This window comes from Amycolatopsis keratiniphila, from assembly GCF_000400635.2.
Classification (GTDB): domain Bacteria; phylum Actinomycetota; class Actinomycetes; order Mycobacteriales; family Pseudonocardiaceae; genus Amycolatopsis; species Amycolatopsis keratiniphila.
Genome location: NC_021252.1, coordinates 6,709,143 through 6,730,603, shown reverse-complemented (window position 1 = coordinate 6,730,603; position 21,461 = coordinate 6,709,143). Strand labels below are relative to the sequence as shown.

Below are 21,461 nucleotides of genomic sequence, written 5' to 3'. Positions count from 1 at the left end.
TTGCGTACGTTGTTCGGCTGATGCGCACACTGTACGCAAAACGAAACGGCGTACGCAAGGGGGTACTTCGTGCGCTAGAGTGGACGGCATGTCAGTCGATGAACAGCCGATCCAGTCGGTGTGGACCCGCCCTCGCCGGAAGCGGGATCAGCCCGCGTTGAGCCAGGCGCAGATCGTGGCCGAGGCCGTCCGGCTCCTGGACGTCGAAGGCGTCGACGCGCTGAGCATGCGCAGGCTGGGCACCGCACTGAACGCGGGCGCGACCTCGCTGTACCGGCACGTGGCCAACCGTGACGAGCTGATCGAACTGGTCGTCGACGAGGTCTACGGCGAGATCACCGTGCCGGACGGCGATGATCCGGCGCGGTGGCGGGAAGCGGCCGTCGTAGGGGCGGAAAGCGTCCGCGCGATGATCCTGCGGCACCCGTGGGTGGCTTCACTGCTCGGCTCGGTCGGCCTGTCGTACCTCGGGCCGAACGTCATGCGGCTCAACGAGCGGCTGCTGGGCGTCTTCGTGCGCGCGGGCTTCCCCGGAGACGAGGCGGATCAGGCGATCAGCGCGGTCATCTCCTACGTGATCGGCATGGGGACGACGGAGGCGGCCTGGCTCACGACCGTCGCGAGGAGCGGCCAGAGCGAGCGCCAGTGGGCGGAACGTCTGCGTCCCGCCGTCGAGGAGGCGGCGCGAGAACACCCGCACCAGCGGGAAATGCTGGCCAGGGGAGAGGTCGAAGCCGATCCCGTCCGGCTCCGCGACGAGAAGTTCCGCTACGGGCTGGACAGGATGCTCGACGGTTTGGAGACCAGGCTCAAACGGTGACGCCGTCCTTCGAAAGGGTCGAGCCGAGCGAGGTCGCGATCCGCTGGACGACGGGCGCGATCCGCTCGACGGCCTCCATCGTGAGCCGCCCCGAAGGCCCGGACACCGAGACCGCCGCCGGCACCGGCGCGCCCGGGACCGCGACGGCCACGCAACGGACGCCCAGTTCCTGCTCCGCTTCGTCGAGCGCGTAACCCTGCTGGGCGATCTTCGCCAGCTCGCGCAGCAGCGCGTCCTCGTCGGTGAAGGTGTGCTCGGTGTAGGAGGGCATCCCCGTCCGGGTGAGCAGCGCCGTGACGTCTTCGGACGGCAGATGTGCCAGCATCGCCTTGCCCACGCCGGTGCCGTGCGGCAGGAGCCGCCGCCCGACCTCGGTGAACATCCGCATCGAGTGCTTCGACGGCACCTGTGCGACGTACACGACCTCGTCCCGCTCCAGGACGGCGAGGTTCGCGGTCTCGCCCACCTCGTCGACCAGTTCCGCGAGCAGCGGGCGCGCCCACGAGCCGAACTGCATGCTGGCGTTCTCACCCAGCCGGATGAGGCGGGCGCCCAGCGCGTACCGGCGGTTGGTGTTCTGCCGGACGTAGCCCAGGTCCACCAGCGTCCTGATCAGCCGGTGGATGGTCGGCATCGGCAGCCCGGACAGGGTCGCCAGCTCCGAAAGACTGGCCTCCCCGCCGGTGTCCGCGAGATGCTCGAGGAGCTCGAAGGCCCGCTGAAGTGACTGGACGCCGCCATCGCGCCCGTTCTTCTCCGCTGCCACCGTGGTACTCCTTACGTCGGCGTTGATGTTCCGCTATGCAGAAACTATAGTCCGTCATGTAAAACCGTAGGGACGTTATTTATCCGAACTCGGGGTGTTACTCATGTCTGAAGCTCAGGTGCTCGGCGATCCGGTCGAGCGCGGGGACGAAATCCTCACGCCGGAGGCGCTCGCCTTCCTCGCCGGCCTGCACGAGGCCTTCGCCGCCCGCCGCGACGAGCTGCTGCAGGCCAGGAGCAAGCGCCGCGAGGAGGCCAGGGTCACCGGCAAGCTGGACTTCCTGCCCGAGACCAAGGAGATCCGCGAGGGCGACTGGAAGGTCGCCGAGGCCCCGCCCGCCCTGCGCGATCGCCGCGTCGAGATCACCGGTCCGACCGACCGCAAGATGACCATCAACGCGCTGAACTCCGGCGCCAAGGTCTGGCTCGCCGACCTCGAAGACGCCAACACGCCGCACTGGGCGAACGTCGTCTCCGGCCAGGTCAACCTGTACGACGCGGTCCGCGAGACCATCACGCTGGAGAGCGGTGGCAAGAGCTACGCGCTGAAGGACGACGTCGAGCACGCGACCATCGTCGTGCGTCCGCGCGGCTGGCACCTCGACGAGCGCGGCCTTTCCTTCGGCGGGCGCCAGGCCGTCGGCGCGCTGGTCGACTTCGGTCTGCACTTCTTCCACAACGCGCAGGAGCTGCTCAACCGCGGCAAGGGCCCGTACTTCTACCTGCCGAAGATGGAGAGCCACCTCGAAGCCCGGCTCTGGAACGACGTCTTCACCCACTCGGAGAAGACGCTCGGCATCGAGCACGGCACCGTCCGCGCGACCGTGCTGATCGAGACCATCCCGGCCGCGTTCGAGATGGAAGAGATCCTCTACGAACTGCGCGAGCACGCCTCCGGTCTCAACGCCGGCCGCTGGGACTACCTGTTCAGCGTCATCAAGTACTTCCGTGACGCGGGCGAGAAGTTCGTCCTGCCGGACCGCAACTCGGTCACCATGACCGCGCCGTTCATGCGCGCGTACACCGAACTGCTGGTGCGCACCTGTCACAAGCGCGGCGCGTTCGCGATCGGCGGTATGGCCGCGTTCATCCCGAACCGCAAGGACCCGGAAGTCACCGCCGCGGCGCTCGACAAGGTCCGCGCCGACAAGAGCCGTGAGGCCGGCGACGGCTTCGACGGTTCCTGGGTCGCGCACCCCGGCATGGTGGACATCTGCCGCGAGGAGTTCGACAAGGTCCTCGGCGACAAGCCGAACCAGCTCGACCGCACCCGCGACGAGGTGTCCGTCACCGCCGACCAGCTGCTCGACGCGGCCTCGACGCCGGGTGCCGCCACCGCGGCCGGTCTGCGCGCCGCCGTCGACGTCGGTATCCGCTACATCGCCTCCTGGCTGAGCGGAAACGGCGCGGCGGCCATCCACAACCTGATGGAGGACGCCGCCACCGCGGAGATCTCGCGTTCGCAGGTGTGGCAGTGGGTGCGCAACGGCACGCAGCTCGACACCGGCGACAAGGTCACCGCCGAACTGGTGCGCGGCGTGCTGGCCGAGGTCCGCGGCGAACTCGCGGCGGAGATCAAGCCGGAACTGCTGGAGCCCGCCGTCGAGCTGTTCGAGCAGGTCGCGCTCGCCGACGAGTTCCCGGACTTCCTGACCCTGCCCGCCTACGAACGGATCAAGTAGACAAATGGGAAACGGGCGGCTCACCGAGGACGTCTACACCGCCGCTGACGCGCGCCTCGCCGAGGCGGACGCGCGCGTCACGGCCAAGTACCCCGGCGAGCCGCCCGGCCGCCAGCCCGTGCACACCGTGTACGTGCCCGCGTCGCAGTACAAGACGCGGCTCGTGGCGGATTGGGGCAAGCAGGCGCTGCGGGTCTTCGGTGAGCACGCCGATCAGCTGGGCCTGGACGCGGACATCGCCGACCGGGTCCGGACCAAACTACTGACCGAGCCGATCGAAGATCTGCGGATCGATTTCGAGGACGGCCTCGGCAGGCCTGGCGACGAGGAAGAAGACGCCATCGCGCTCGCCGCGGGGCGGACGCTCGCCGTCACGGGCGGCACTCCGTTCGTCGGCATCCGGTTCAAGAGCTTCGAAGCCGCGACCCGTCGTCGCGGCATCCGCACGCTCGATCTCTTCCTGGCCGGATTGCTGGAAAGCGGGCCGCTGCCGGAAGGTTTCGTCGTCACGCTGCCGAAGGTGACCGCCGTCGAGCAGGTCGAAGTGGCGGCGGATGTCCTGGAGCGCCTCGAATCCGCGTACGGCCTGGCAGAGGGCGCGTTGCGGTTCGAAGTCCAGATCGAGACCGCGCAGTCCGTTGTGGACGTCGACGGGACCGTGGCGGTCCCGCGGATCATCGACGCCGCGCGCGGCCGCTGTTCCGGCCTGCACTACGGCACCTACGACTACAGCGCCGGGCTCGGGATCAGCGCCGAGTACCAGAGCATGGAACACCCGGCCGCCGATTTCGCCAAGCAGCTCATGCAGGTTTCGGCCGCGGGCACCGGTGTCCGGCTTTCGGACGGCTCGACGAACAAACTGCCCGTGGGCGACGCGATCCTCCCGGCCTGGCGCGAACATCTGCGCTTGGTGCGGCGCTCGCTGGAGCGCGGTTTCTACCAGGGCTGGGATCTGCATCCGCACCAGCTGCCCACCCGGTTCGCCGCCACGTACGCGTTCTTCCGTGAGGGTTTCCCTGCCGCGCTGGGCCGCCTGCGGGACTACGCCGACCAGACCGGGCGAGGCGTGCTGGACGAACCGGCGACCGCGCAGGCTCTGGCGAGCTTCTTGTTGCGGGGACTGGATTGCGGAGCCGTGGACGCGGGGGAGCTTTCGTTCTCCCGGGCGGAGCTGGACGGCTACGCGCGAAGGACCGCGTGATACTCGGCGAGAATTTCGTCCAGTGAGCCGCGAGCGCGGATCCGGCCTTCCTCCATCCAGACGGCGGTGGTGCACAGTTCGCGCAGCAGCTCGTCGGAATGCGAGGCGAACACCAGGACACCCGAACGGCGGGCGAGGTCGACCAGCCGTTCGCGTGCCTTGGTGAGGAACGCGGCGTCGATCGCGCCGAGACCCTCGTCGAGAATGAGGATCTCGGGGTCGATGGTGGTCACCACGCCGAGCGCGAGCCGCACCCGCATGCCGGCGGAGTAGGTGCGCAGCGGTAGGTGCAAGTAGTCGCCCAGCTCGGTGAACTCGGCGATGTCGTCGACCCGCTTCTCCATCTTCCTGCGGCTCATGCCGAGGAACAGGCCGCGGATCAGGATGTTCTCGTGGCCCGAGACCTCGGGATCCAGCCCCACCCCGAGGTCGAACACCGGCGCGATCCGCCCGACGACCCGCGCGCTGCCCCTGGTCGGCTCGTAGATTCCGGACAGCAGCCGCAGGAGAGTGGACTTCCCGGCGCCGTTGTGCCCGACCAGGCCGACGCGATCGCCCTCGCCCAGTGACAGGGAGATGTCCCGCAGGGCCTCGATGATCGGGACCTTCGCGCCGGTGCCGATCTTGCCGCCGACCTTGCCGAGCACCTGTTTCTTCAGCGACCGGGTCTTGGCGTCGAAGATCGGGAAATCGACGTAGGCGTCCTGTACTTCGATGCTCACCACGGGCCGTCCTCCTCGCGCTCGTCAGATGCGAACGGAAGTTATCATTCGCGTTTGTGGTAACGTCCGGCCGGTGAGTCAGTCATCCGTCGATCAGGGCTTCCGGCCGCCGCAGCAAGCCCGCAGCCGGGAGTCACTCCAGAAGGTGCTGGCCGCCGCCGAGCACGTCCTGGCAAGCCAGGGCTTCGAGGAGCTCACCGTCGCGGCGGTCGCCGAGCAGGCGGGGATGTCGGTCGGCGCGATCTATCGCCGGTTTTCCGGTAAGAACCAGCTGCTGTACGCCGTGAAAGACCAACTGCTCGGACAGCTGGAATCCGGTGTCGGCGAAGCACTCGGCTCCGCGGAGCCCGGGTTGCGCGGGGTCGTCGGCGCGTTCACCCGCGCTCTGGCGGGGACCTTCGCCCGCCACGACCGGATCTTCTCCGAGCTGCTCGACAACCAGCGCGCCGAAGGACGGGACCGCGGCCTCCAAGCGCTGGCCACGATCCAGCGCGATTTCGTGGAGGCGGCTCGGCCTTGTCTCGACGAGGTCCGCCGGGCGGACGGGGAGCGGGCGATCCGGATGGCGAGCCGGACCATCATCGGATCCTGTGTGCACCGGGCGGCCAGTGGGCGGTTCTGGTCCGATGGGCTGAGCTGGGATGTTTGGGCGAGTGAGACGACCGAGATGGCTTTGGCTTATCTGGAGTCGGCTTAGGCGGGATCCGGGTAGGCCGTCCGGTGGTGGGTCTTTCTGTGGACGGAGGTTTTCGTCGCCGAAGTATTGAGGGGTAAGTCAAATGTGGCGCCTGGGGCCTTTTGGTGTCCACAGTGGTCACTTCCGGGTGGCATGTGCCTGTGTTGTGCCTGTATGTCCGGTTTCGCGGGCAGTCGTGAGTGGCAAAGAGGGTTAGAACGAGCATCGCCACTCACGACCCCGGGTCGAAGGCTCCCTTGGCCGCGTCGGACGCGGCCAAGGGAGCTTTCACCCCGGCGGAGGCCTCGATCACGAACACGACACGTTTGACTTGCCCCTCAACAAGTCCTGAGGATCTCGGCTCGGTCGAGTGCCGGTCTTTGGCGGTGGACTGTGTGGATTTTGGGGCGTTGGATGACCAGAAATCCACACGGTCACCGGCGCTGGGCATGCCGAGGGGCCCGTCGCCTGGGTGGCTGGCGGGCTCCTCGGGGTTCAGACGTGATGCAGAGTGTTGCGCCGGGGTTGTCGGAGCGGATCTCGGTATTGGGGTGGGATGAACTCCGGTAACCCGTCGGCGGCCATGCGTACTTCCCAGTCGCCGTGGTGGATCAGCCGATGATGGAAACTGCAGAGCAGCACGAGATTCCGGAGGTCTGTCGGTCCGCCGTCTGCCCAGTGCTCGATATGATGAGCGTGGCAGTTCTTGGGTTTCCGATGGCAGCCGGGGAAGGCGCAGCCACCGTCGCGGATGTTCAACGCGCGTCTCTGGCCCGGCGTGACGAACCGTCTCAGCCGCCCCATATCCAACGGCTCACCCGAGCCGCTCATCACGACCGGCAACATCAGGCAATCGCAGGCGGCCAGCCGCGCCTCGCGGGCGGTCATCGTCCCGACGAAGTCGAGGCACGCGGTCCCGAGACCCGATTTGAGTTCCTCAAGTCCGATGGTGACATGGACGAGGGTGCGATAGCCGCTGGTACCGGGCTGGTCCGGGCAGGCGATGGCCAGGTCCAGGAGCTCAGCCCAGGCGTCTCCCATGCGCTCGCACTTCATCCGCAGATCCGCTTGGCCGAACTCGTTCACCGGCCGTGGTTGGGCGTGTGCTTCCAGGGCGGCGGCGGTGCGGGTACCGGTCTCGTCGTCGAGGAGGCCGGTGAGTTTCCAGAAGCCGTCCCGGCGGCGTTCCAGGGTGATTTCCCGGCGTGGTTCCTTGGGCTCTGGATCTTTCGGCTCGTTGCCGTCGGGGTTGAGCCAACCCATCAGTTTCGTCTCGGCGTTGGAGAGTTGCCGGGGTCCGGCGTTCGGGGCGAGGTTCGCGAGGATCTTCTCCGCGACCGCCCGATCCTCAGCCGAGGTGTCGGCGGGGAGGTTTTTCAAGATCTCCAGGATCTGATCGATCCGCTCATCCCCGACCAACCCCTGAGCGGCGACCGCGGCAGTAGCGGGAGCGACAGGCGGAACCTCCGTGCCATCCAACGCCCGGGTGGGATTCAGGGCGATCGCCCGCTTCACCACCGCGCCCGCTTCGCCGCGCGACAGCCCGGCCATCTCCGCGAACCAGCTGGCCGTGCTGCCATGCCCGTATAAGTCTTTGACGCCACGAGACTCGATCTCCGCCAGAAACTGCCCCAATCCGGCAGTGGCCATGCGAATCACCTGCAAGAACTGCTGCACGCCATGAGCAAGCTCCAGCTTGCCGGCGCGCCACAACTCCTGCGGCAGTTCGGGGAGAAAGGTCTCGGACACCCCTCAATAATACCGCAATACGTCGAACACGTGTTCGTAATTTTAAGCAACAAGCCAAACTGTACGAACAACACTGACGGGTGATAACGCCCCGCATGAAGCTCACGCAAGGCGAACGCCCGCATTTAGTTCTCTAAATGCGGAACTCAAGCGAGAGGCTTCGCGTAACGCAGGCAGGGAACCGAAACCAGCCCATCCGGTCCGGCGACCCGATTGTCGAACTCGCCCTCGTCAACCCATCCGCACCGTTCGTAAAACCGCCGCGCCCGCGCATTCCCCGGCGCCACCGCGAGCCAAGCGCGCCCATGTCCACCCGCCCGCACCAGCCGTTCCGCTTCGGCGAGCAGAGCCCCGGCCACCCCGCTCCCGCGATGGCCCGACGAAACATAAACCTGTTCGACTTCATCCCCGACGACCATCACGAAACCCGCCACCTCACCGTCCAGCACGGCGACGGTCGTGTCGCCGACCCGCTCCGCGGCCCGGGTCCAGAACGACTCGCGGGTGCGGATCCGGACGAGCGCGTCGGGCACGTTGCCGAGGTGACCGTCCTGCCAGCCCTGGTGCCAGATCTTCGCGACGGCGTCAGCGTCCGCGGATGTAGCCGGTCGAAGCGTCATGCGCGAAGTCTAGGAAACCAGCGCGCCGATCCGCCGCTCCACTTCGTCCGCACTCGCGTTCCCGGCGACCAGCGTCACGATCCGTTCCCCGGGAAGGTCGGCCAGTAGCGTCGGATAGCCCGTGACGCCGAGTTCCCGCGCGCGCCGGAAGTCGTCCGCGGCGGAAACCCGGTCCAGTGCGGCCTCGACGGCGTCGCCGTCCAGGCCCGCGCGCTGCGCGACCACGCGATAGGTCGAGACCTCGGAAAGGCTCAGCCCGTCGAGGTAGAAGGCTTCCTGTAGCAGTGCCGCGAGTCGCACCGCGCGGTCCGGCGCGACCTCGCGCAACGCCGCCATCCCGCAGGCGGCGGCCTCGGAGTCCATGACGAACTCGCCGTCCGCGATCAGCCGTTCGTAGCTTTCCCCGAACGGCGCGCCGGTGCGGCGGGTGATCTCGGCGTTGGCTCCCTGGACGTAGCCGAACTGCCGGATCGGCACCCGGCGCCCGCCGAGGAACAGGCCGCCGGAAACCACTTCGACCGGCAGGTCCGGATGCCGGTGCGCGACGTCGGCCATGGTGCGGGCGAACCCGTAAGACCAGCCGCAGTACGCGTCGAAGACATAGATGAGCTTCATGTCGAGACTCAACGATATCTGACTCGTCAGGTATTCCTAGCGGAGCTTGGGGAGTGCGTCACGTGCCGAGTGGCTCAGCGTCCGCAGGTCCTGGGCGAACCGTTCGCGGTGGTCGGCGGGCAGCGGGTCGAGGAAGAGCCGCTGGATGTTCTCGACGTGCACCCGCGCGGCCCGCACCGTCGTCTCTTCGCCGTGCGCGGTCAGCCGCACGAGCTGGACGCGGCGGTCCTGCGGATCGGAGGAACGCACGACCAGACCGTGCGTGGTCATCCGGTCGACCAGCCGCGTCGCGCCGCCGGTGGTCAGCACCTGCTCCTGCGCGATCGCCCGCATGCTCATCCCGGCCTCGCCGGCCCTGCCGACGATCAGGAGGACCTCGAACATCAGGTGCGAGATCCCGCATTCGGCCTCCAGTGCGCGGCCGAGCAGGTATTCGAGCCGGTTCGCCGCGCCCATCATCCGGCCGAAGGCGAGCACACGCGGGTCGTAGGCGGCTTCTTTCGCCGTGGTGATGCCCATTTCAGCTCCCTGCCGACAAGGCCAAATAGACGTCGAGCTGTTCGGTGAACTCGGTCAGATCGGTGCCGAGCAGTTCGCTCGCGCGCCCGATCCGGTACCGCAGCGTGTTGACGTGGACGTGCAGCTCTCGCGCGGCCCGCGTCGGCGAGCCGGAGCATTCGAGGAAGACGCGCAAAGTGTGCACCAGATCGGTGCCCTGCTCGGCGTCGTAGCTCAGCAACGGCCCCAGCACCCGTCGCCGCAATGCCGCCCGCAGGTCGTCGGGGGTACCAGCCAGCAGCAGCCGGTGCATGCCGATCTCGCCGCCGGGGACGACCTCGATCGTCCCGGGTCGTTCCGCCGCCACGGCCAGCGCGTAACGCGCGACCTCCTTCGCGCCCCTCAGTACCGAGACAGGGGAACGGTCGCTGATCCCGATCAGCACCCGGCGGCACGGCAGTAACGACTCCACTGTGGACAGTGCGGCGGTCACGGTGGCGGGCCACTCTTCCGGCCACTCGCCGTCGTCCTCGGCCACCGCCCAGGTGGTTTCGCCTGCGGGACCGACCAGCGCGCCCGGGGGCAGGAGTTCCGTCAGGACGCCGCGTGCCGCTTCGGATCCTTCGGTGCGCGCGACGACGAACCGCAGATCGCCGCGCAGCCCGGTCGCGGTCAGCGCCGCGTGCGGATCGCTTCCCTCGTCGAGCGCGGCGAGCAACGGTTCGACCACCCGGTCGGTGACCGCGCGGACCTCATCCGCCCGCGTGCGCGCGAGCCCGATCAGCCCGGCGAGTTCCTCGGCGATGTCCGCCTGGGCGGCGGTCAGTGCGCCGCCGATCGCGAGCAGCCACGGCACCGCGTGCCTGCCCCCGACGGGGCGGACCGAGACGTCGTCCGCCTCCAGGGAACGCCCGCCCGCGGCGACGAACCGCCGCACGAGTTCCGACGCCGTGCCGGCGGGTTCCACCCAGCAGGGGAGACCGATCTCGGCGCGCGCCCGCTCCAGCAGCGTCTCCACCGACGCGTCTTCCGTCGCCGCTGAAAGCAAACGTTTGCGCGCGCCTTCCGCGGCCGCCGCCAACGCCAGCACCACGCGTTCGGTGACGACCGAGAACGACAGATCCGCCGGCACTTCCAGCAACGGGATCCCGTGCCGGGTACAGGCTTCGACGAGATCCTCGGGAATGCCGTCGGAATCCGCACCGGACGCCGCCAGCGCCGCGGCCCCGGCCTTCGCCAGCGCGGCGACGAAGGCCTCGGAATCGCCCGGCCCGCGCCACCACAGCAACCCGCTCAGGACGAATTCACCCGCCGACACGTACCGCCCGGGATCGGGCAGCTCGGTGACGTAGATCCGGGACACCGGACGGTCGAGCAGAGCCGTCCCGGCGCGCACGCGCAAGCGCAACCCGGGCAGCGCCAGCAGAGTTTTCACGGTCGTCATCAGGTTTGTAGGAAAGCACAAATCGACCGGCGTGTGCAGGGGAGATTTCATGCTTCGGCACCGTTGCCGCCATACGGGCGCAGGGCGTCTACTGAGTCAGCCGTCACAGATCGCCGCCGAACCGAGGAGCCCGAGAGTGGATTTCCTGCGCCCCAGCTCGCTGACCGAGGCGCTCGCCGTCAAGGCCGAGCGACCCGACGCGGTGCCCATCGCGGGTGGTACGGACGTCATGGTGGAGCTCAACTTCGACCACCGCCGCCCCGGCGCGCTGCTCGACCTCAACCGCGTCACCGAACTCGCCGAGTGGACCGAGACCGACGGCAAGATCCGCCTCGGCGCCTCGGTGCCCTACGTCCGGGTGATCGCTGAGCTGGGTGAAGTTCTGCCCGCGCTGGCGATGGCCTCCCGCACCGTCGGCTCGCCCCAGATCCGCAACCGGGGCACCGTCGGCGGCAACCTCGGTGCCGCCTCGCCCGCCGGTGACACGCATCCCGTGCTGCTCGTACTGGGCGCCGAGGTCGAGGTCGCGTCGGTACGCGGGATCCGGCTGATCCCGGCCGAGGAGTTCTACCTCGGCGTCAAGCGCAACGCCCTCGAATCCGACGAGCTGATCACCGCGGTGCACCTGCCCGCCGAGGCCGGCCCGCAGCAGTTCGCGAAGGTCGGCACGCGCAACGCGATGGTCATCGCGGTCTGCTCGTTCGCGCTGGCACTGCACCTGGACACGCGCGAGATCCGCGCGGCGGTCGGCTCGGCGGCGCCGACCCCGCGTCGCGCGACGGCGGCGGAGGAGTTCCTCGGTGCCGAACTTCCCTGGTCCACCAAGGCTTCGATCACGGATTCCGTCAAACGCCGGTTCGGCGAGCTGGTGTCGGAGGCGGCGTCGCCGATCGACGACGTCCGCGGCAGCGCCGATTACCGCAAACACGCGTTGTCCGTCCTGGCGCGGCGGACGCTGACCTGGGCGTGGAACGACTTCCAGAAGGGTGAACGCGAGTGCGCGTGAACGTGACGATCAACGGCGAGTCCCGCCAGGCCGACGACGTCTGGGAGGGCGAGAGCCTGCTGTACGTGCTCCGCGAGCGGCTCGGCCTCCCCGGCTCCAAGAACGCCTGTGAGCAGGGCGAATGCGGCTCCTGCACGGTGTACCTCGACAATGTCCCAGTGTGTTCGTGCCTGGTCGCGGCCGGCCAGGTCGAGGGCCGCGAGGTCCGCACGGTCGAAGGACTCGCCGACGGTGACGAGCTGGACCGCGTCCAGCAGTCCTTTGTGGACGCCGGAGCCGTCCAATGTGGCTTCTGCACCCCCGGCCTCGTGGTGGCCGCGCACGATCTGCTCAACCGGGTCGAAAACCCCGCCGACGAGGAGATTCGCGAGGCCCTGGCGGGGAACCTCTGCCGGTGTACCGGATACGAGAAGATCCTCGACGCCGTCCGGTTGGCCGCGACCAGGGGAGAGACCACGTGAAGACCGTCATCGAGAACGCCGCGATCGCCACCGTCGACGGTGCGGGCACCGAGCACGCTTCGGGCCACGTCGTCATCGAGAACGACCGCATCGCGTCGGTCGGCGCGGGCAAGGCGCCCGACGGCGAGTACGACGAACGCGTCGACGGGTCCGGCTGCCTGGTCACGCCCGGCCTGATCAACACCCACCATCACCTCTACCAATGGGCCACGCGCGGTCTCGCCGCCGACCACACGCTCTTCGAATGGCTGGTCGCGCTGTACCCGGTGTGGGGCAGGCTCGACGCCGAGATCACGCACGCGGCGGCCACGGCCGGGCTGACCCGGCTCGCGACCACCGGCTGCACCACGGTCGCCGACCACCACTACGTCTTCCCGCGTGACGGTGGCGATCAGGTCGAAGCCCTCGCCGCCGCCAGGATCCGCGTCGGCGTGCGGTTGCACGTCGTGCGCGGCTCGATGGACCGCGGCGAGTCACAGGGCGGGCTCCCGCCGGACAACCTCGTCGAGGAGACCGAGGCCGCGCTGCTCGGTACCGAAGCCGCGATCGACCGTTTCCACGACGACTCCGCCGGCGCGCATCTGCAGATCGCGGCCGGCCCGTGCTCGCCGTTCTCGGTGAGCGAGCGGCTGATGACCGGCGCGGCGGAATTGGCGCGCCGCAAGGGCGTCCGGCTTCACACGCATCTCGCCGAGACGGTCGACGAGGAGAAGCAGTGCCTCGCCGAAGTCGGCTGCACCCCGGCCGAATACGCCGACAAACTCGGCTGGCTCGCGGAGGACGTCTGGCTCGCGCATTCGATCCACCTCGCCCCGGAGGCGATCCGGCGGATGGGCGCCACCGGCACCGGCGCGGCGCACTGCCCGACGTCCAACGGGCGGATCGGCGCCGGGATCGCCCCGGTCCGGCAACTGCTCGACGCCGGGGTGCCCGTCGGCCTCGGCGCCGACGGTGCTGCGTCCAACGAATCCGGTGGCCTCGGCGAGGAACTGCACCAGGCGCTGTTGCAGGCGCGGCAGCGCGGCGGACCGCGCGGGCTGACCACGCGGGAAGCGCTGTGGATGGGCACGATGGGCGGCGCCCGCTGCCTCGGCAGGCAGAAGGACCTGGGCTCGATCGAGGCCGGCAAGCTCGCCGATCTCGCGGTCTGGAACCTGAACGGCCTGAACTACGCCGGGATCACCGATCCGGTCGCCGCCCTGGTGCTCGGCACGACCCCGCCGGTCGAGCGGCTGTACGTCGGCGGCGCGACCGTCGTCGAGCGCGGAACCCTGCGCGAGGAATCCGAAGACGAGATCGCCCGTGAGCTGGCCGTGGCCAGTGCCCGGCTGAGGGAGACGGTATGACCACCACTGAAGTCTCCAAGCAGACCACCGAGAACGGCGTGGGGTCGAGCCCGCGCCGGCCCGACGGCACGGTCAAGGTCCGCGGTGAGTTCGCCTACTCCTCGGACCTGTGGCACGAGGACATGCTGTGGGGCGCGACGCTGCGCAGCCCGCATCCGTACGCGCGGATCACCGGTATCGACATCACCGAAGCCCTTGCGGTGCAAGGGGTGTACGCGGTGCTGACGCACGAAGACGTGCCCGGCGTGAACAAGTACGGCCTGGAGCACGCGGATCAGCCGGTGCTCGCCGTCGACGTCGTGCGCTACCAGGGAGAGCCCGTCGCGCTCGTCGCCGCGGACCACCCCGAGACCGCGCGTCGTGCGATGAAACGGATCAAGGTCTCTTACGAGGTCCTCGAACCGGTGACGGATTCCGAGAAGGCCGCCGCCGGTGAGGGCGCCGAACTGCACCCCGGCGGAAACGTCGTGCGGTACGCCAAGATCCGCCACGGCGACCAGTCGGTGAAGGCCGACGTCGTGGTGTCCGGCGTCTACGAGGTCGGCATGCAGGACCAGGCCTTCCTCGGGCCGGAGTCGGGGATGGCGATCCCGGACACCGAAGGCGGAGTCGATCTGTACGTCGCCACGCAATGGCTCCACGTCGACCAGCAGCAGATCGTCGCCGCGCTGGGCCTGCCCAAGGACAAGGTCCGGCTGACGCTCGGCGGGGTCGGCGGCGCGTTCGGCGGCCGTGAGGACCTCTCGATCCAGGTCCACGCGTGTCTGCTGGCGCTGCACACCGGCAAGCCGGTCAAGATGGTCTACAACCGCGAGGAATCCTTCTACGGCCACGTGCACCGCCACCCCGCGAAGATGTACTACGAGCACGGTGCCGACAAGGACGGCCGGCTCGTCTACGTGAAGGCGAAGCTGTACCTCGACGGTGGCGCGTACGCGTCGTCCACCGGTGCGGTGGTGGCGAACGCGGCCACCCTCGGCGTCGGTCCGTACAATGTGGATAGTGCTTCGGTCGATTGCTGGGGCGTGTACACCAACAACCCGCCCTGCGGTGCGATGCGTGGTTTCGGCGCGGTGCAGGCGGGTTTCGCGTACGAGTCCCAAATGGACAAGCTCGCCGAGGCGTGCGGCATCGACCCGGTGGACATCCGGATCCGCAACGCGATGGCCGAAGGCAGTATCATGCCCACCGGCCAGATCGTCGACTCGGCCGCACCGGTCGCCGAACTGCTGGAACGCCTGCGCGCCAAGCCGTTGCCCGTCGCGCACGAGGAACTCGACCTGCGCCGCATGCCCGGCGGCGTCTCCAACACCACGCACGGCGAAGGCGTCGTCCGCGGTGTGGGGTACGCGGTCGGCATCAAGAACATCTGTTTCTCCGAGGGTTTCGACGACTACTCGACGGCCCGCGTGCGGCTGCAACTCGTCGGCGGCGAACCCGCGGCGACCGTGCACACCGCGGCCTGCGAGGTCGGCCAGGGGCTGGTCACGATCATGCAGCAGATCGTGCGGACCGAACTCGGCATCGAACAGGTGACGATCCTGCCGATGGACACCAACATCGGCAACGGCGGTTCGACGTCGGCCTCCCGGCAGAGTTACGTCACCGGCGGCGCCGTGCAGGCCGCGTGCGTCGCGGTGCGCTCCGGGCTGCACAAGCACCTGGCGGGCAAGCTCGCCGCGGACGGGAAGCTGAACGTCGTCGCGAACAAGGTCGTCTCCGCGGACGGCAGTGTGCTCGCGGACCTCGCCGACGTCCTCGGCGACGAGGTCTTCGACGAGACCGTCGAATGGCGGCACCGGCCGACGGTGCCCATCGATCCCGAGACCGGGCAAGGGAACGCGCATGTCCAGTACGGTTTCGCGGCACACCGCGCGGTCGTGGACGTCGACACCGAACTCGGCCTGATCAAGGTCGTCGCGCTCGACTGCGCGCAGGACGTCGGCAAGGCGCTGAACCCGCAGGCGGTGCTCGGCCAGATCCAGGGCGGCTCCGCGCAGGGGCTCGGGCTCGCGGTGATGGAGGAGATCCAGACCGACGGCGGGAAGATCCGCAATCCGTCGTTCACCGACTACCTGATCCCGACCGTGCTGGACATGCCGCCGATGGACGTCGACGTCCTCGAACGGCCCGACCCCAACGCCCCGTATGGTCTGCGCGGGGTCGGCGAGCCGCCGACGATCTCGTCCACCCCGGCGATCGTCGCGGCCATCCGCGCGGCCACCGGGCTCGCGCTGCCCCGTGTCCCGGTGCGGCCCGAACACCTCACCGGCACCTGATAATCCGTACTTTTCCGAGCTAGGAGCACATCCGTGGGTACCCGTTTGTCCATTTCGGAGTCCGACGAGCAGAAATGGCTCGCCGAAGCCGTCCAGTTGGCCACCGCGAACGTCGAAAACGGCGGTGGCCCGTTCGGCGCGATGATCGTCCGCGACGGTTCGGTGCTGGCCACCGGGACCAACCAGGTGACCCCGACGCTGGACCCGACGGCGCACGCCGAGGTGGTCGCGATCCGCGCGGCCTGCCAGGCGATCGGCGACTACAAGCTCGACGGCTGCGTCCTCGTGACCTCCTGCGAGCCTTGCCCGCTCTGCCTTTCCGCCGCGCTCTGGGCGCGTGTCGGCAAGGTCGTCTACGCCGCGGACCGCCACGACGCGGCCGAGGCGGGCTTCGACGACCGCGAGTTCTACGACCTCTTTTCCCGCCCGCGCGAGACCTGGTCACTACCCGTCGGCCAACTGTCCCTTCCGGACTCTTTCGCGCCTTTCCAGGCCTGGCTGTCGAAACCCGACAAGAAGGCTTACTAGTCTCTTCCCGCCCCACAACGTTGTGGAGTAGGCATGACCCAATTAGGTACAGAGCGTCCCCACCTGCCCTCGTCCGAGCCGAGGCGGCTGTCCGGGCTCGACCGCTGGTTCAAGATCTCCCACCGCGGCAGCACGATCGGCCGCGAGGTGCGCGGCGGGATCACCACGTTCGTCGCGATGTGTTACATCGTGTTGCTCAACCCGCTCATCCTCGGCGCGTCGGCCGACATCACCGGTGCCAAGCTGACCACCGAGGCGATCACCACCGCGACCGCGCTGGCGGCCGGCGTCACCACGATCCTGATGGGCCTGGTCGGCAACGCGCCGCTGGCGCTCGCGGCGGGCCTCGGCGTGAACGGTGTCGTCGCCTTCCAGATGGCGCCCGCGATGACATGGGCGCAAGCCTTCGGGCTCGTCGTCCTCGAAGGCTTCTGCATCGTGCTGATGGCCGTTTCCGGGGTCCGGGAACGGATCATCAACGCGATCCCGATGGCGCTCAAGGTCGCGATCACCGTCGGCATCGGGCTCTACATCGCGCTGGTCGGCCTGGTCAGCGCCGGATTCGTGACCAGGACACCGGATTCCGCGCAGTCGACGGTGCCGGTGCGGATGGGGATCGCCGGCCACCTCGAAGGCTGGCCGATCGCGATCTTCTGTCTCGGGCTGCTCCTGATGATCGTGCTGGTGAGCCGCGGGGTTCCGGGCGCGGTGCTGATCAGCATCGCGGTCGCGACCGGACTCGCCGTGCTGGTCAACAGCGTGTTCCACGTCGAAGGCTGGGGGCTGGTCGAGCCCAAGGTGCCCGACCAGGTCGTGGCGCATCCCGATTTCAGCCTGCTGGGCGACATCGATCTCTTCGGCGGGTTCGGCTCGGCGGGCGCGGTGACCGCGGCGGTCTTCCTGTTCACGCTGGTGCTTTCCGGCTTCTTCGACGCGATGGGCACGATCACGTCGGTCTCGGAGGAGGCCGGACTGGTCAAGAACGGCAAGGTCGAGGGGATGGGCCGGATCCTGCTGGTCGACGGCGCGGGCGCGCTGGCGGGCGGCGTCACCGGATCGGCGCCGAACACCGTGTTCCTCGAATCGGCGGCAGGCGTCGGCGAAGGCGCGCGGACCGGGCTGGCGAGCATCGTCACCGGCGGGTTGTTCACCGCGACACTGTTCCTGACGCCGATCGCGGCCATCGTCCCGGCACAGGCGGCGGCGCCCGCGCTGGTGGTCATCGGCGGGATGATGATGGCGCAGTGCGCGCGGATCCCTTGGCGGGACCTGGATTTCGCGATCCCGGTGTTCCTGACCATCGCGCTGATCCCGTTCACCTACTCGATCACCAACGGGATCGGCGCCGGACTGGTCGCCTACGTGCTGATCAAGATCTGCAAGGGCAAGATCCGCGAGATCGGCTGGATCCTCGGGATCCTGGCCGCGGTGTTCGGGGTGTACTTCGGGATCGAAGGGATCATGTCGTGGTTCTGATGTTCCTCAACGGCGGCGGGATGCGCGGCGGACCGCTGCACGAACAGTTGCAGGGCGCGCCGCTGTGCTGCGTGGCCCGCTCGGCGCCCAAGTATCACTACTTCTCCGTGGGCGACCGGTTCCCGGCGATGCGCGAGGGCGGTTCCGCGTCCGTCGTGGGCGAGGTCTACGACCTGCCACTCACGGTACTGCGGGACCATCTCGTTCCCGCCGAACCGCCGGAACTGGAACTGGGCGTCGTCGAACTGGAGGACGGCGCGGCCTGTCTCGCCACCGTCCTGCGTTCGTCCTATGTGGACTCACCGGACCTGACGGACATCTCCGCGGTGGGGGACTGGCGGGCGTATCTGGCGTCCCGCTAAGGGTTCTGTGAAGGCCTCCCCGCGGGGAGGCCTTCACAGAACGTCAGAGCACGAAGACGAGATCGCTCACCGCGGAGTGGAACATCTCGGGCGAGCCCGCGTAGAAGGCCCGCCAGGCACCCGGCTTGCGGTGTTCGGCCGAAGCCGCGAAGGCCCAGGTGGTCCCGTTCCAGGTGGCGGTCACCGTCGCCGCCGTGGTCCAGCGGTAGGTGCTGAAGGAGAAGTACTGGAGCTCGACCGGGATCGGGTTCGCGGTGTACCGGCCGGGGAACTCGATCGTGCCGGAGCCGGTCACGGCCTTGGCCGCGTCCCGCCCCGCCGCGAACGACGTGATCTTCGCCGGGTGGAGCACGACGATCTTCGCGGTGTCGGCGCCCGAGTTCGCGATCGACGGGTCGGTCGAGAAGAAGTCGGCGCGGTAGTTGCCGGTGCGGATCGGGGTCAGCGTCGCGCTGTAGGCACCGGCGGCGTCGGTGATCGGCTTGGCCTGCGCCTCACCGCAGAAGCCGTTGAAACAGAACGAGATGCCCACCTCGGCGCCCGCGATCGGGGTGGCGTCGGCCTTGGTGAGCTTCCCGGAGATCGTGACGGTCTTCCCGGCGTCGATCTGCGTGGTGCTGGTGGTCGTGGTCAGGGTGGACGGCTGCACCTCGGCGGCGGTCGCGGGCAGCGCGCCCGCGGTGAGCAGTGCTGCCACGGCGATGGTGCCGATCACGAGCTTCCTGATGATCATGGGCTCCCCAAACGGATTCCGGTGTTGGCGACGGCTAGGTCGGCCGGAAGCCGCCGTCCGTTGCGGGGAAATCCCTGTGTTCAGAAGCCCGCCGTCGGTGCTTCACGCATCGGCGAGCAGCGTTCGCGCGAAGGCCACGGACGACGCCCCCGCCACCTCGAGCGCCTCGGTGTCACGCAGTGAACGGCTCAGCACGAACGCCCCTTCGAGGCTGTTCACCAAAGCGATCGTGAGCCGCCGCGCGGACTCGGGTCCGAGGCCGTACTTGCCCAGTTTCTCGGCCCCGGTCTCGATCCACGCCGTGAACACGTCGGCCGTGGCGATCCGCAGCTTCTCGTTGGTGCCGGCGACCTCCAGCGCGACCGTCGCGATGGGGCAGGCGTCGGCGTAGTCGGTCGCCTTCAGAGTCTCGGCGGCGCTGGCGAAGCAGGCCTCGATACCGTGGATCAGGTCCGGCTCGTCGGCGAAGAAGATCTCGAACAGCGCGAGGTACATCATCCCCGAGGTGCGGATGACCTCCTCGCCGAGCTGTTCCTTGCCGCCGGGGAAGAAGTGGTACAGCGAGCCGAAGGGCGCGTTCGCCGCCTCCACGATCTGCTTGACCCCGGTGCCGGTGTACCCGTTGCGCCGGAGCAGCTCGGCGCCGGCGTTGACGATGCGTTCCCGCGTTCCAGTCACGCCCTCCATGATAGAGCGTTCTATCAAGTTCGGGTGGCCCCTTCGACCTTGGTCCACCTTCCGGCGCTACCTGCGGTCGATGTTCGCGTGGTGTACCCGGCCCTAGCGTCTGGAGCCGTTGGGAATCCAAGGAAGAAGGGGGAAGAACATGAAGCGGCTCTTGGCCGTCGGGTTGCTCCCGGTGATCGTGGGCGGGTTGCTCGCCGGGGCCGGCCCGGCTTCGGCGGGCGTCCCCGCCCACTACGCCGAGCAGAAGCTGGATTGGCATCCTTGTGCGGCGGAGGAACTGGTCACGTTGCCACCGGGCACCGATATCAGCGGGCTCGAATGCGCGACGTTCCGTACTCCTCGCGACTGGGATCGCGCGGGCGAGCGGCAGGACCTGACCATCGCGGTCAGCAGGCTGAAGTCCACCGGGCCGTCGACGGCCTCGCTGCTCACCAACCCGGGCGGGCCGGGCGGTCCCGGGCGCTGGTTCCCGGTGACGTTCCGCGGGCAGGAGAAACTGCGCGAGCACCAGGACATCATCGGCATCGACGTGCGCGGGACCGGCAAGAGCACGAACGTCACCTGCCGGGGCGCGGCCGACCTCATCCGGCAGCTGGATCCGCGCGATCGCGATCCGCGGAATCTGAACCAGATCCTGGCCAACGCCGAGTACGTGGCCAAGTCCTGCCAGAGCGCCGGCGGCGAACTCGGACCGCTGATCACCACGTATCAGACGATCCGGGATTTCGATCTGCTCCGGACGCTGCTCGGCCGGGAGAAGATCAACTGGGTCGGCTACTCGGGCGGCACCTGGCTGGGAGCGCATTACGCCCAGCAGTTCCCGCAGCGGACCGGGCGGTTCGTGCTGGACTCCTCGACGGAGTTCACCACGGACTGGCAGAAGACGTTCGACCGGCAGCCGGTCGGTTTCGAACGGCGCTGGCGGCAGGACTTCCTGCCGTGGATGGCGCGGTACGACGCCAAGTACCACTTCGGCACCAACGGTGAAGAGGTCCGGCAGGCCTATGAGCGGGTCCGCTACGCCTTGTCCCGCAACCCGATGGACGGGAAGGGGCCGATGGAGTTCGATACCGCCATCGTCTACATGCTCTACAAGAAGGCGACCTTCCCGGCGCTGGCCGAACTGCTGGTCAAGGTCAGGGACGCGATGGAGAACCCGGGGGCGAAGGCCGAGGCCAAGGCCGCCGTCGAGGCCGCGGGTGACCATCCCGACGCGCAGGACGCCACGTTCTGGAACACCCTCTGCGGGGAAGGACGGTTCATCGGCACCCGCGAGTCGCTGATTCGCGCTTCGCAGCGGAACCTGGACCGCGGCCTGCTCCTGATGGGTGGCGGCACGCTGAGCGCCTCGGTCTGCCTGTTCTGGGACAAGGAACCGCGTCCCCTGCCGAAGCTGGACGGCAAGGGCGTTCCGCCGGTGCTGATCGTGCACTCCGAGCACGACCCGGCCACGGCGATCGAGGGCGCTCGAAAGGCTCACGCGGGGTTCGCGAACTCGCGCATGCTGACCGTGACCGGCGAGGGCGACCACGGGCTCTACGCGGACGGGAACCCCAAGGTGGACGAGATCGTGGACGCCTACCTGGTCGACGGGGTCGTCCCCGCCGACCAGAGCGTCCCCGGTATGCCGCTGCCGGTGCCCTAGTGTCCCGAGTCGTTGGTTCGCGTCTTGAGTTCTTCTGGTTCGGAGCGGATGAAGGGGACTTTCACCGCATGCGATGCGGGTAAAGCGCCCTTCACCGCGCGAGATGGGGGACCCATCGCACCAGGCGCGCCACGGCCGGATGCCGA

Annotated in this window: 21 protein-coding genes; 12 read left to right on the top strand and 9 right to left on the bottom strand. The window is 68.6% G+C overall.

Annotation, left to right across the window (positions count from 1 at the left end):
* Nucleotides 1-88: 88 nt before the first annotated feature.
* A complete protein-coding gene (locus tag AORI_RS70855) occupies nucleotides 89-820 on the top strand; it encodes a TetR/AcrR family transcriptional regulator (RefSeq protein ID WP_043849091.1) in 732 nt (243 codons plus the stop codon).
* Here the strand turns inward: AORI_RS70855 and AORI_RS70850 are convergent.
* Nucleotides 810-1,586 (bottom strand): IclR family transcriptional regulator, encoded by a 777-nt coding sequence (locus AORI_RS70850; protein ID WP_016336277.1) that lies wholly within the window; start codon nucleotides 1,584-1,586, stop codon nucleotides 810-812. The genes AORI_RS70855 and AORI_RS70850 overlap by 11 nt on opposite strands.
* Nucleotides 1,587-1,689: 103 nt before the next feature.
* Here AORI_RS70850 and aceB point away from each other — a divergent pair, with 103 nt between their 5' ends.
* Nucleotides 1,690-3,267: a malate synthase A gene (aceB, locus tag AORI_RS70845; RefSeq protein WP_016336276.1), complete on the top strand. Its 1,578-nt coding sequence runs from the start codon at nucleotides 1,690-1,692 to the stop codon at nucleotides 3,265-3,267.
* 4 nt (nucleotides 3,268-3,271) lie between these two features.
* Nucleotides 3,272-4,468, top strand: coding sequence for a DUF6986 family protein (locus AORI_RS70840; protein WP_016336275.1), 1,197 nt, complete (start codon nucleotides 3,272-3,274; stop codon nucleotides 4,466-4,468).
* On the opposite strand, the gene wzt is transcribed toward AORI_RS70840, so the two are convergent.
* Nucleotides 4,447-5,193 carry a galactan export ABC transporter ATP-binding subunit Wzt/RfbE gene (gene wzt / locus AORI_RS70835; protein WP_016336274.1) on the bottom strand — a complete coding sequence of 249 codons (747 nt, stop codon included), beginning with the start codon at nucleotides 5,191-5,193 and terminating at the stop codon, nucleotides 4,447-4,449. The two genes, AORI_RS70840 and wzt, sit on opposite strands and share 22 nt — an antisense overlap.
* A gap of 70 nt (nucleotides 5,194-5,263) precedes the next feature.
* Between wzt and AORI_RS70830 the strand changes: the two genes are divergently transcribed.
* Entirely contained in the window at nucleotides 5,264-5,887 is a 624-nt protein-coding gene (locus AORI_RS70830; protein ID WP_016336273.1) for a TetR/AcrR family transcriptional regulator, read from the top strand.
* A 474-nt stretch (nucleotides 5,888-6,361) separates the two neighbouring features.
* On the opposite strand, the gene AORI_RS70825 is transcribed toward AORI_RS70830, so the two are convergent.
* The 5 genes from AORI_RS70825 to AORI_RS70805 all read right to left on the bottom strand — a co-directional run bounded on the left by AORI_RS70825 (nucleotide 6,362) and on the right by AORI_RS70805 (nucleotide 10,792).
* Nucleotides 6,362-7,615: an HNH endonuclease signature motif containing protein gene (locus AORI_RS70825; RefSeq protein WP_016336272.1), complete on the bottom strand. Its 1,254-nt coding sequence runs from the start codon at nucleotides 7,613-7,615 to the stop codon at nucleotides 6,362-6,364.
* 146 nt (nucleotides 7,616-7,761) lie between these two features.
* Complete coding sequence (locus AORI_RS70820; RefSeq protein ID WP_016336271.1) at nucleotides 7,762-8,235, bottom strand: GNAT family N-acetyltransferase; 474 nt, start codon at nucleotides 8,233-8,235, stop codon at nucleotides 7,762-7,764.
* 9 nt (nucleotides 8,236-8,244) lie between these two features.
* Complete coding sequence (locus AORI_RS70815) at nucleotides 8,245-8,850, bottom strand: DsbA family protein (protein WP_043848305.1); 606 nt, start codon at nucleotides 8,848-8,850, stop codon at nucleotides 8,245-8,247.
* Between the two features lie 36 nt (nucleotides 8,851-8,886).
* The gene (locus AORI_RS70810; RefSeq protein WP_016336269.1) at nucleotides 8,887-9,369 is read right to left on the bottom strand and encodes a MarR family winged helix-turn-helix transcriptional regulator; all 483 of its coding nucleotides are present in this window, start codon (nucleotides 9,367-9,369) and stop codon (nucleotides 8,887-8,889) included.
* Nucleotide 9,370: 1 nt separating this feature from the next.
* Nucleotides 9,371-10,792 (bottom strand): PucR family transcriptional regulator, encoded by a 1,422-nt coding sequence (locus AORI_RS70805; RefSeq protein WP_016336268.1) that lies wholly within the window; start codon nucleotides 10,790-10,792, stop codon nucleotides 9,371-9,373.
* Between the two features lie 136 nt (nucleotides 10,793-10,928).
* Between AORI_RS70805 and AORI_RS70800 the strand changes: the two genes are divergently transcribed.
* From AORI_RS70800 to AORI_RS70770, 7 genes are read left to right on the top strand one after another with little or no spacing between them, the layout of a single operon-like run.
* Entirely contained in the window at nucleotides 10,929-11,798 is an 870-nt protein-coding gene (locus tag AORI_RS70800) for an FAD binding domain-containing protein (RefSeq protein WP_016336267.1), read from the top strand.
* Nucleotides 11,789-12,259, top strand: coding sequence for a (2Fe-2S)-binding protein (locus AORI_RS70795; protein ID WP_016336266.1), 471 nt, complete (start codon nucleotides 11,789-11,791; stop codon nucleotides 12,257-12,259). Before AORI_RS70800 ends, AORI_RS70795 begins: the two co-directional genes overlap by 10 nt.
* Nucleotides 12,256-13,605 (top strand): 8-oxoguanine deaminase, encoded by a 1,350-nt coding sequence (locus tag AORI_RS70790; RefSeq protein WP_016336265.1) that lies wholly within the window; start codon nucleotides 12,256-12,258, stop codon nucleotides 13,603-13,605. The genes AORI_RS70795 and AORI_RS70790 overlap by 4 nt, the downstream gene beginning before the upstream one ends.
* On the top strand, nucleotides 13,602-15,884 hold the full coding sequence (pucD, locus tag AORI_RS70785) for a xanthine dehydrogenase subunit D (RefSeq protein WP_016336264.1): 2,283 nt from the start codon (nucleotides 13,602-13,604) through the stop codon (nucleotides 15,882-15,884). The genes AORI_RS70790 and pucD overlap by 4 nt, the downstream gene beginning before the upstream one ends.
* 33 nt (nucleotides 15,885-15,917) lie before the next feature.
* Nucleotides 15,918-16,412 carry a nucleoside deaminase gene (locus tag AORI_RS70780; protein WP_016336263.1) on the top strand — a complete coding sequence of 165 codons (495 nt, stop codon included), beginning with the start codon at nucleotides 15,918-15,920 and terminating at the stop codon, nucleotides 16,410-16,412.
* 33 nt (nucleotides 16,413-16,445) lie between these two features.
* Entirely contained in the window at nucleotides 16,446-17,888 is a 1,443-nt protein-coding gene (locus tag AORI_RS70775) for an NCS2 family permease (protein ID WP_016336262.1), read from the top strand.
* Nucleotides 17,879-18,250, top strand: a complete 372-nt coding sequence (locus AORI_RS70770) for an allophanate hydrolase-related protein (protein ID WP_016336261.1) — start codon at nucleotides 17,879-17,881, stop codon at nucleotides 18,248-18,250. The genes AORI_RS70775 and AORI_RS70770 overlap by 10 nt, the downstream gene beginning before the upstream one ends.
* A gap of 43 nt (nucleotides 18,251-18,293) precedes the next feature.
* Here the strand turns inward: AORI_RS70770 and AORI_RS70765 are convergent, their stop codons facing one another.
* A complete protein-coding gene (locus tag AORI_RS70765) occupies nucleotides 18,294-18,983 on the bottom strand; it encodes a hypothetical protein (protein WP_016336260.1) in 690 nt (229 codons plus the stop codon).
* Nucleotides 18,984-19,085: 102 nt separating this feature from the next.
* Nucleotides 19,086-19,670 (bottom strand): TetR/AcrR family transcriptional regulator, encoded by a 585-nt coding sequence (locus AORI_RS70760; protein WP_016336259.1) that lies wholly within the window; start codon nucleotides 19,668-19,670, stop codon nucleotides 19,086-19,088.
* A gap of 139 nt (nucleotides 19,671-19,809) precedes the next feature.
* Between AORI_RS70760 and AORI_RS70755 the strand changes: the two genes are divergently transcribed.
* Nucleotides 19,810-21,315, top strand: coding sequence for an alpha/beta hydrolase (locus AORI_RS70755; protein WP_016336258.1), 1,506 nt, complete (start codon nucleotides 19,810-19,812; stop codon nucleotides 21,313-21,315).
* The last annotated feature ends 146 nt before the right edge of the window (nucleotides 21,316-21,461 follow it).

What these genes read in the sequence shown, in the direction of transcription:
- AORI_RS70805 (WP_016336268.1), bottom strand. Translation starts at nt 10,792, where the DNA reads ATGACGACCGTGAAAACTCTGCTGGCGCTGCCCGGGTTGCGCTTGCGC.
- AORI_RS70765 (WP_016336260.1), bottom strand. Translation starts at nt 18,983, where the DNA reads ATGATCATCAGGAAGCTCGTGATCGGCACCATCGCCGTGGCAGCACTG.
- AORI_RS70760 (WP_016336259.1), bottom strand. Translation starts at nt 19,670, where the DNA reads ATGGAGGGCGTGACTGGAACGCGGGAACGCATCGTCAACGCCGGCGCC.
- AORI_RS70855 (WP_043849091.1), top strand. Translation starts at nt 89, where the DNA reads ATGTCAGTCGATGAACAGCCGATCCAGTCGGTGTGGACCCGCCCTCGC.
- AORI_RS70755 (WP_016336258.1), top strand. Translation starts at nt 19,810, where the DNA reads ATGAAGCGGCTCTTGGCCGTCGGGTTGCTCCCGGTGATCGTGGGCGGG.
- AORI_RS70840 (WP_016336275.1), top strand. Translation starts at nt 3,272, where the DNA reads ATGGGAAACGGGCGGCTCACCGAGGACGTCTACACCGCCGCTGACGCG.
- AORI_RS70815 (WP_043848305.1), bottom strand. Translation starts at nt 8,850, where the DNA reads ATGAAGCTCATCTATGTCTTCGACGCGTACTGCGGCTGGTCTTACGGG.
- AORI_RS70820 (WP_016336271.1), bottom strand. Translation starts at nt 8,235, where the DNA reads ATGACGCTTCGACCGGCTACATCCGCGGACGCTGACGCCGTCGCGAAG.
- pucD (WP_016336264.1), top strand. Translation starts at nt 13,602, where the DNA reads ATGACCACCACTGAAGTCTCCAAGCAGACCACCGAGAACGGCGTGGGG.
- AORI_RS70810 (WP_016336269.1), bottom strand. Translation starts at nt 9,369, where the DNA reads ATGGGCATCACCACGGCGAAAGAAGCCGCCTACGACCCGCGTGTGCTC.
- aceB (WP_016336276.1), top strand. Translation starts at nt 1,690, where the DNA reads ATGTCTGAAGCTCAGGTGCTCGGCGATCCGGTCGAGCGCGGGGACGAA.
- AORI_RS70775 (WP_016336262.1), top strand. Translation starts at nt 16,446, where the DNA reads ATGACCCAATTAGGTACAGAGCGTCCCCACCTGCCCTCGTCCGAGCCG.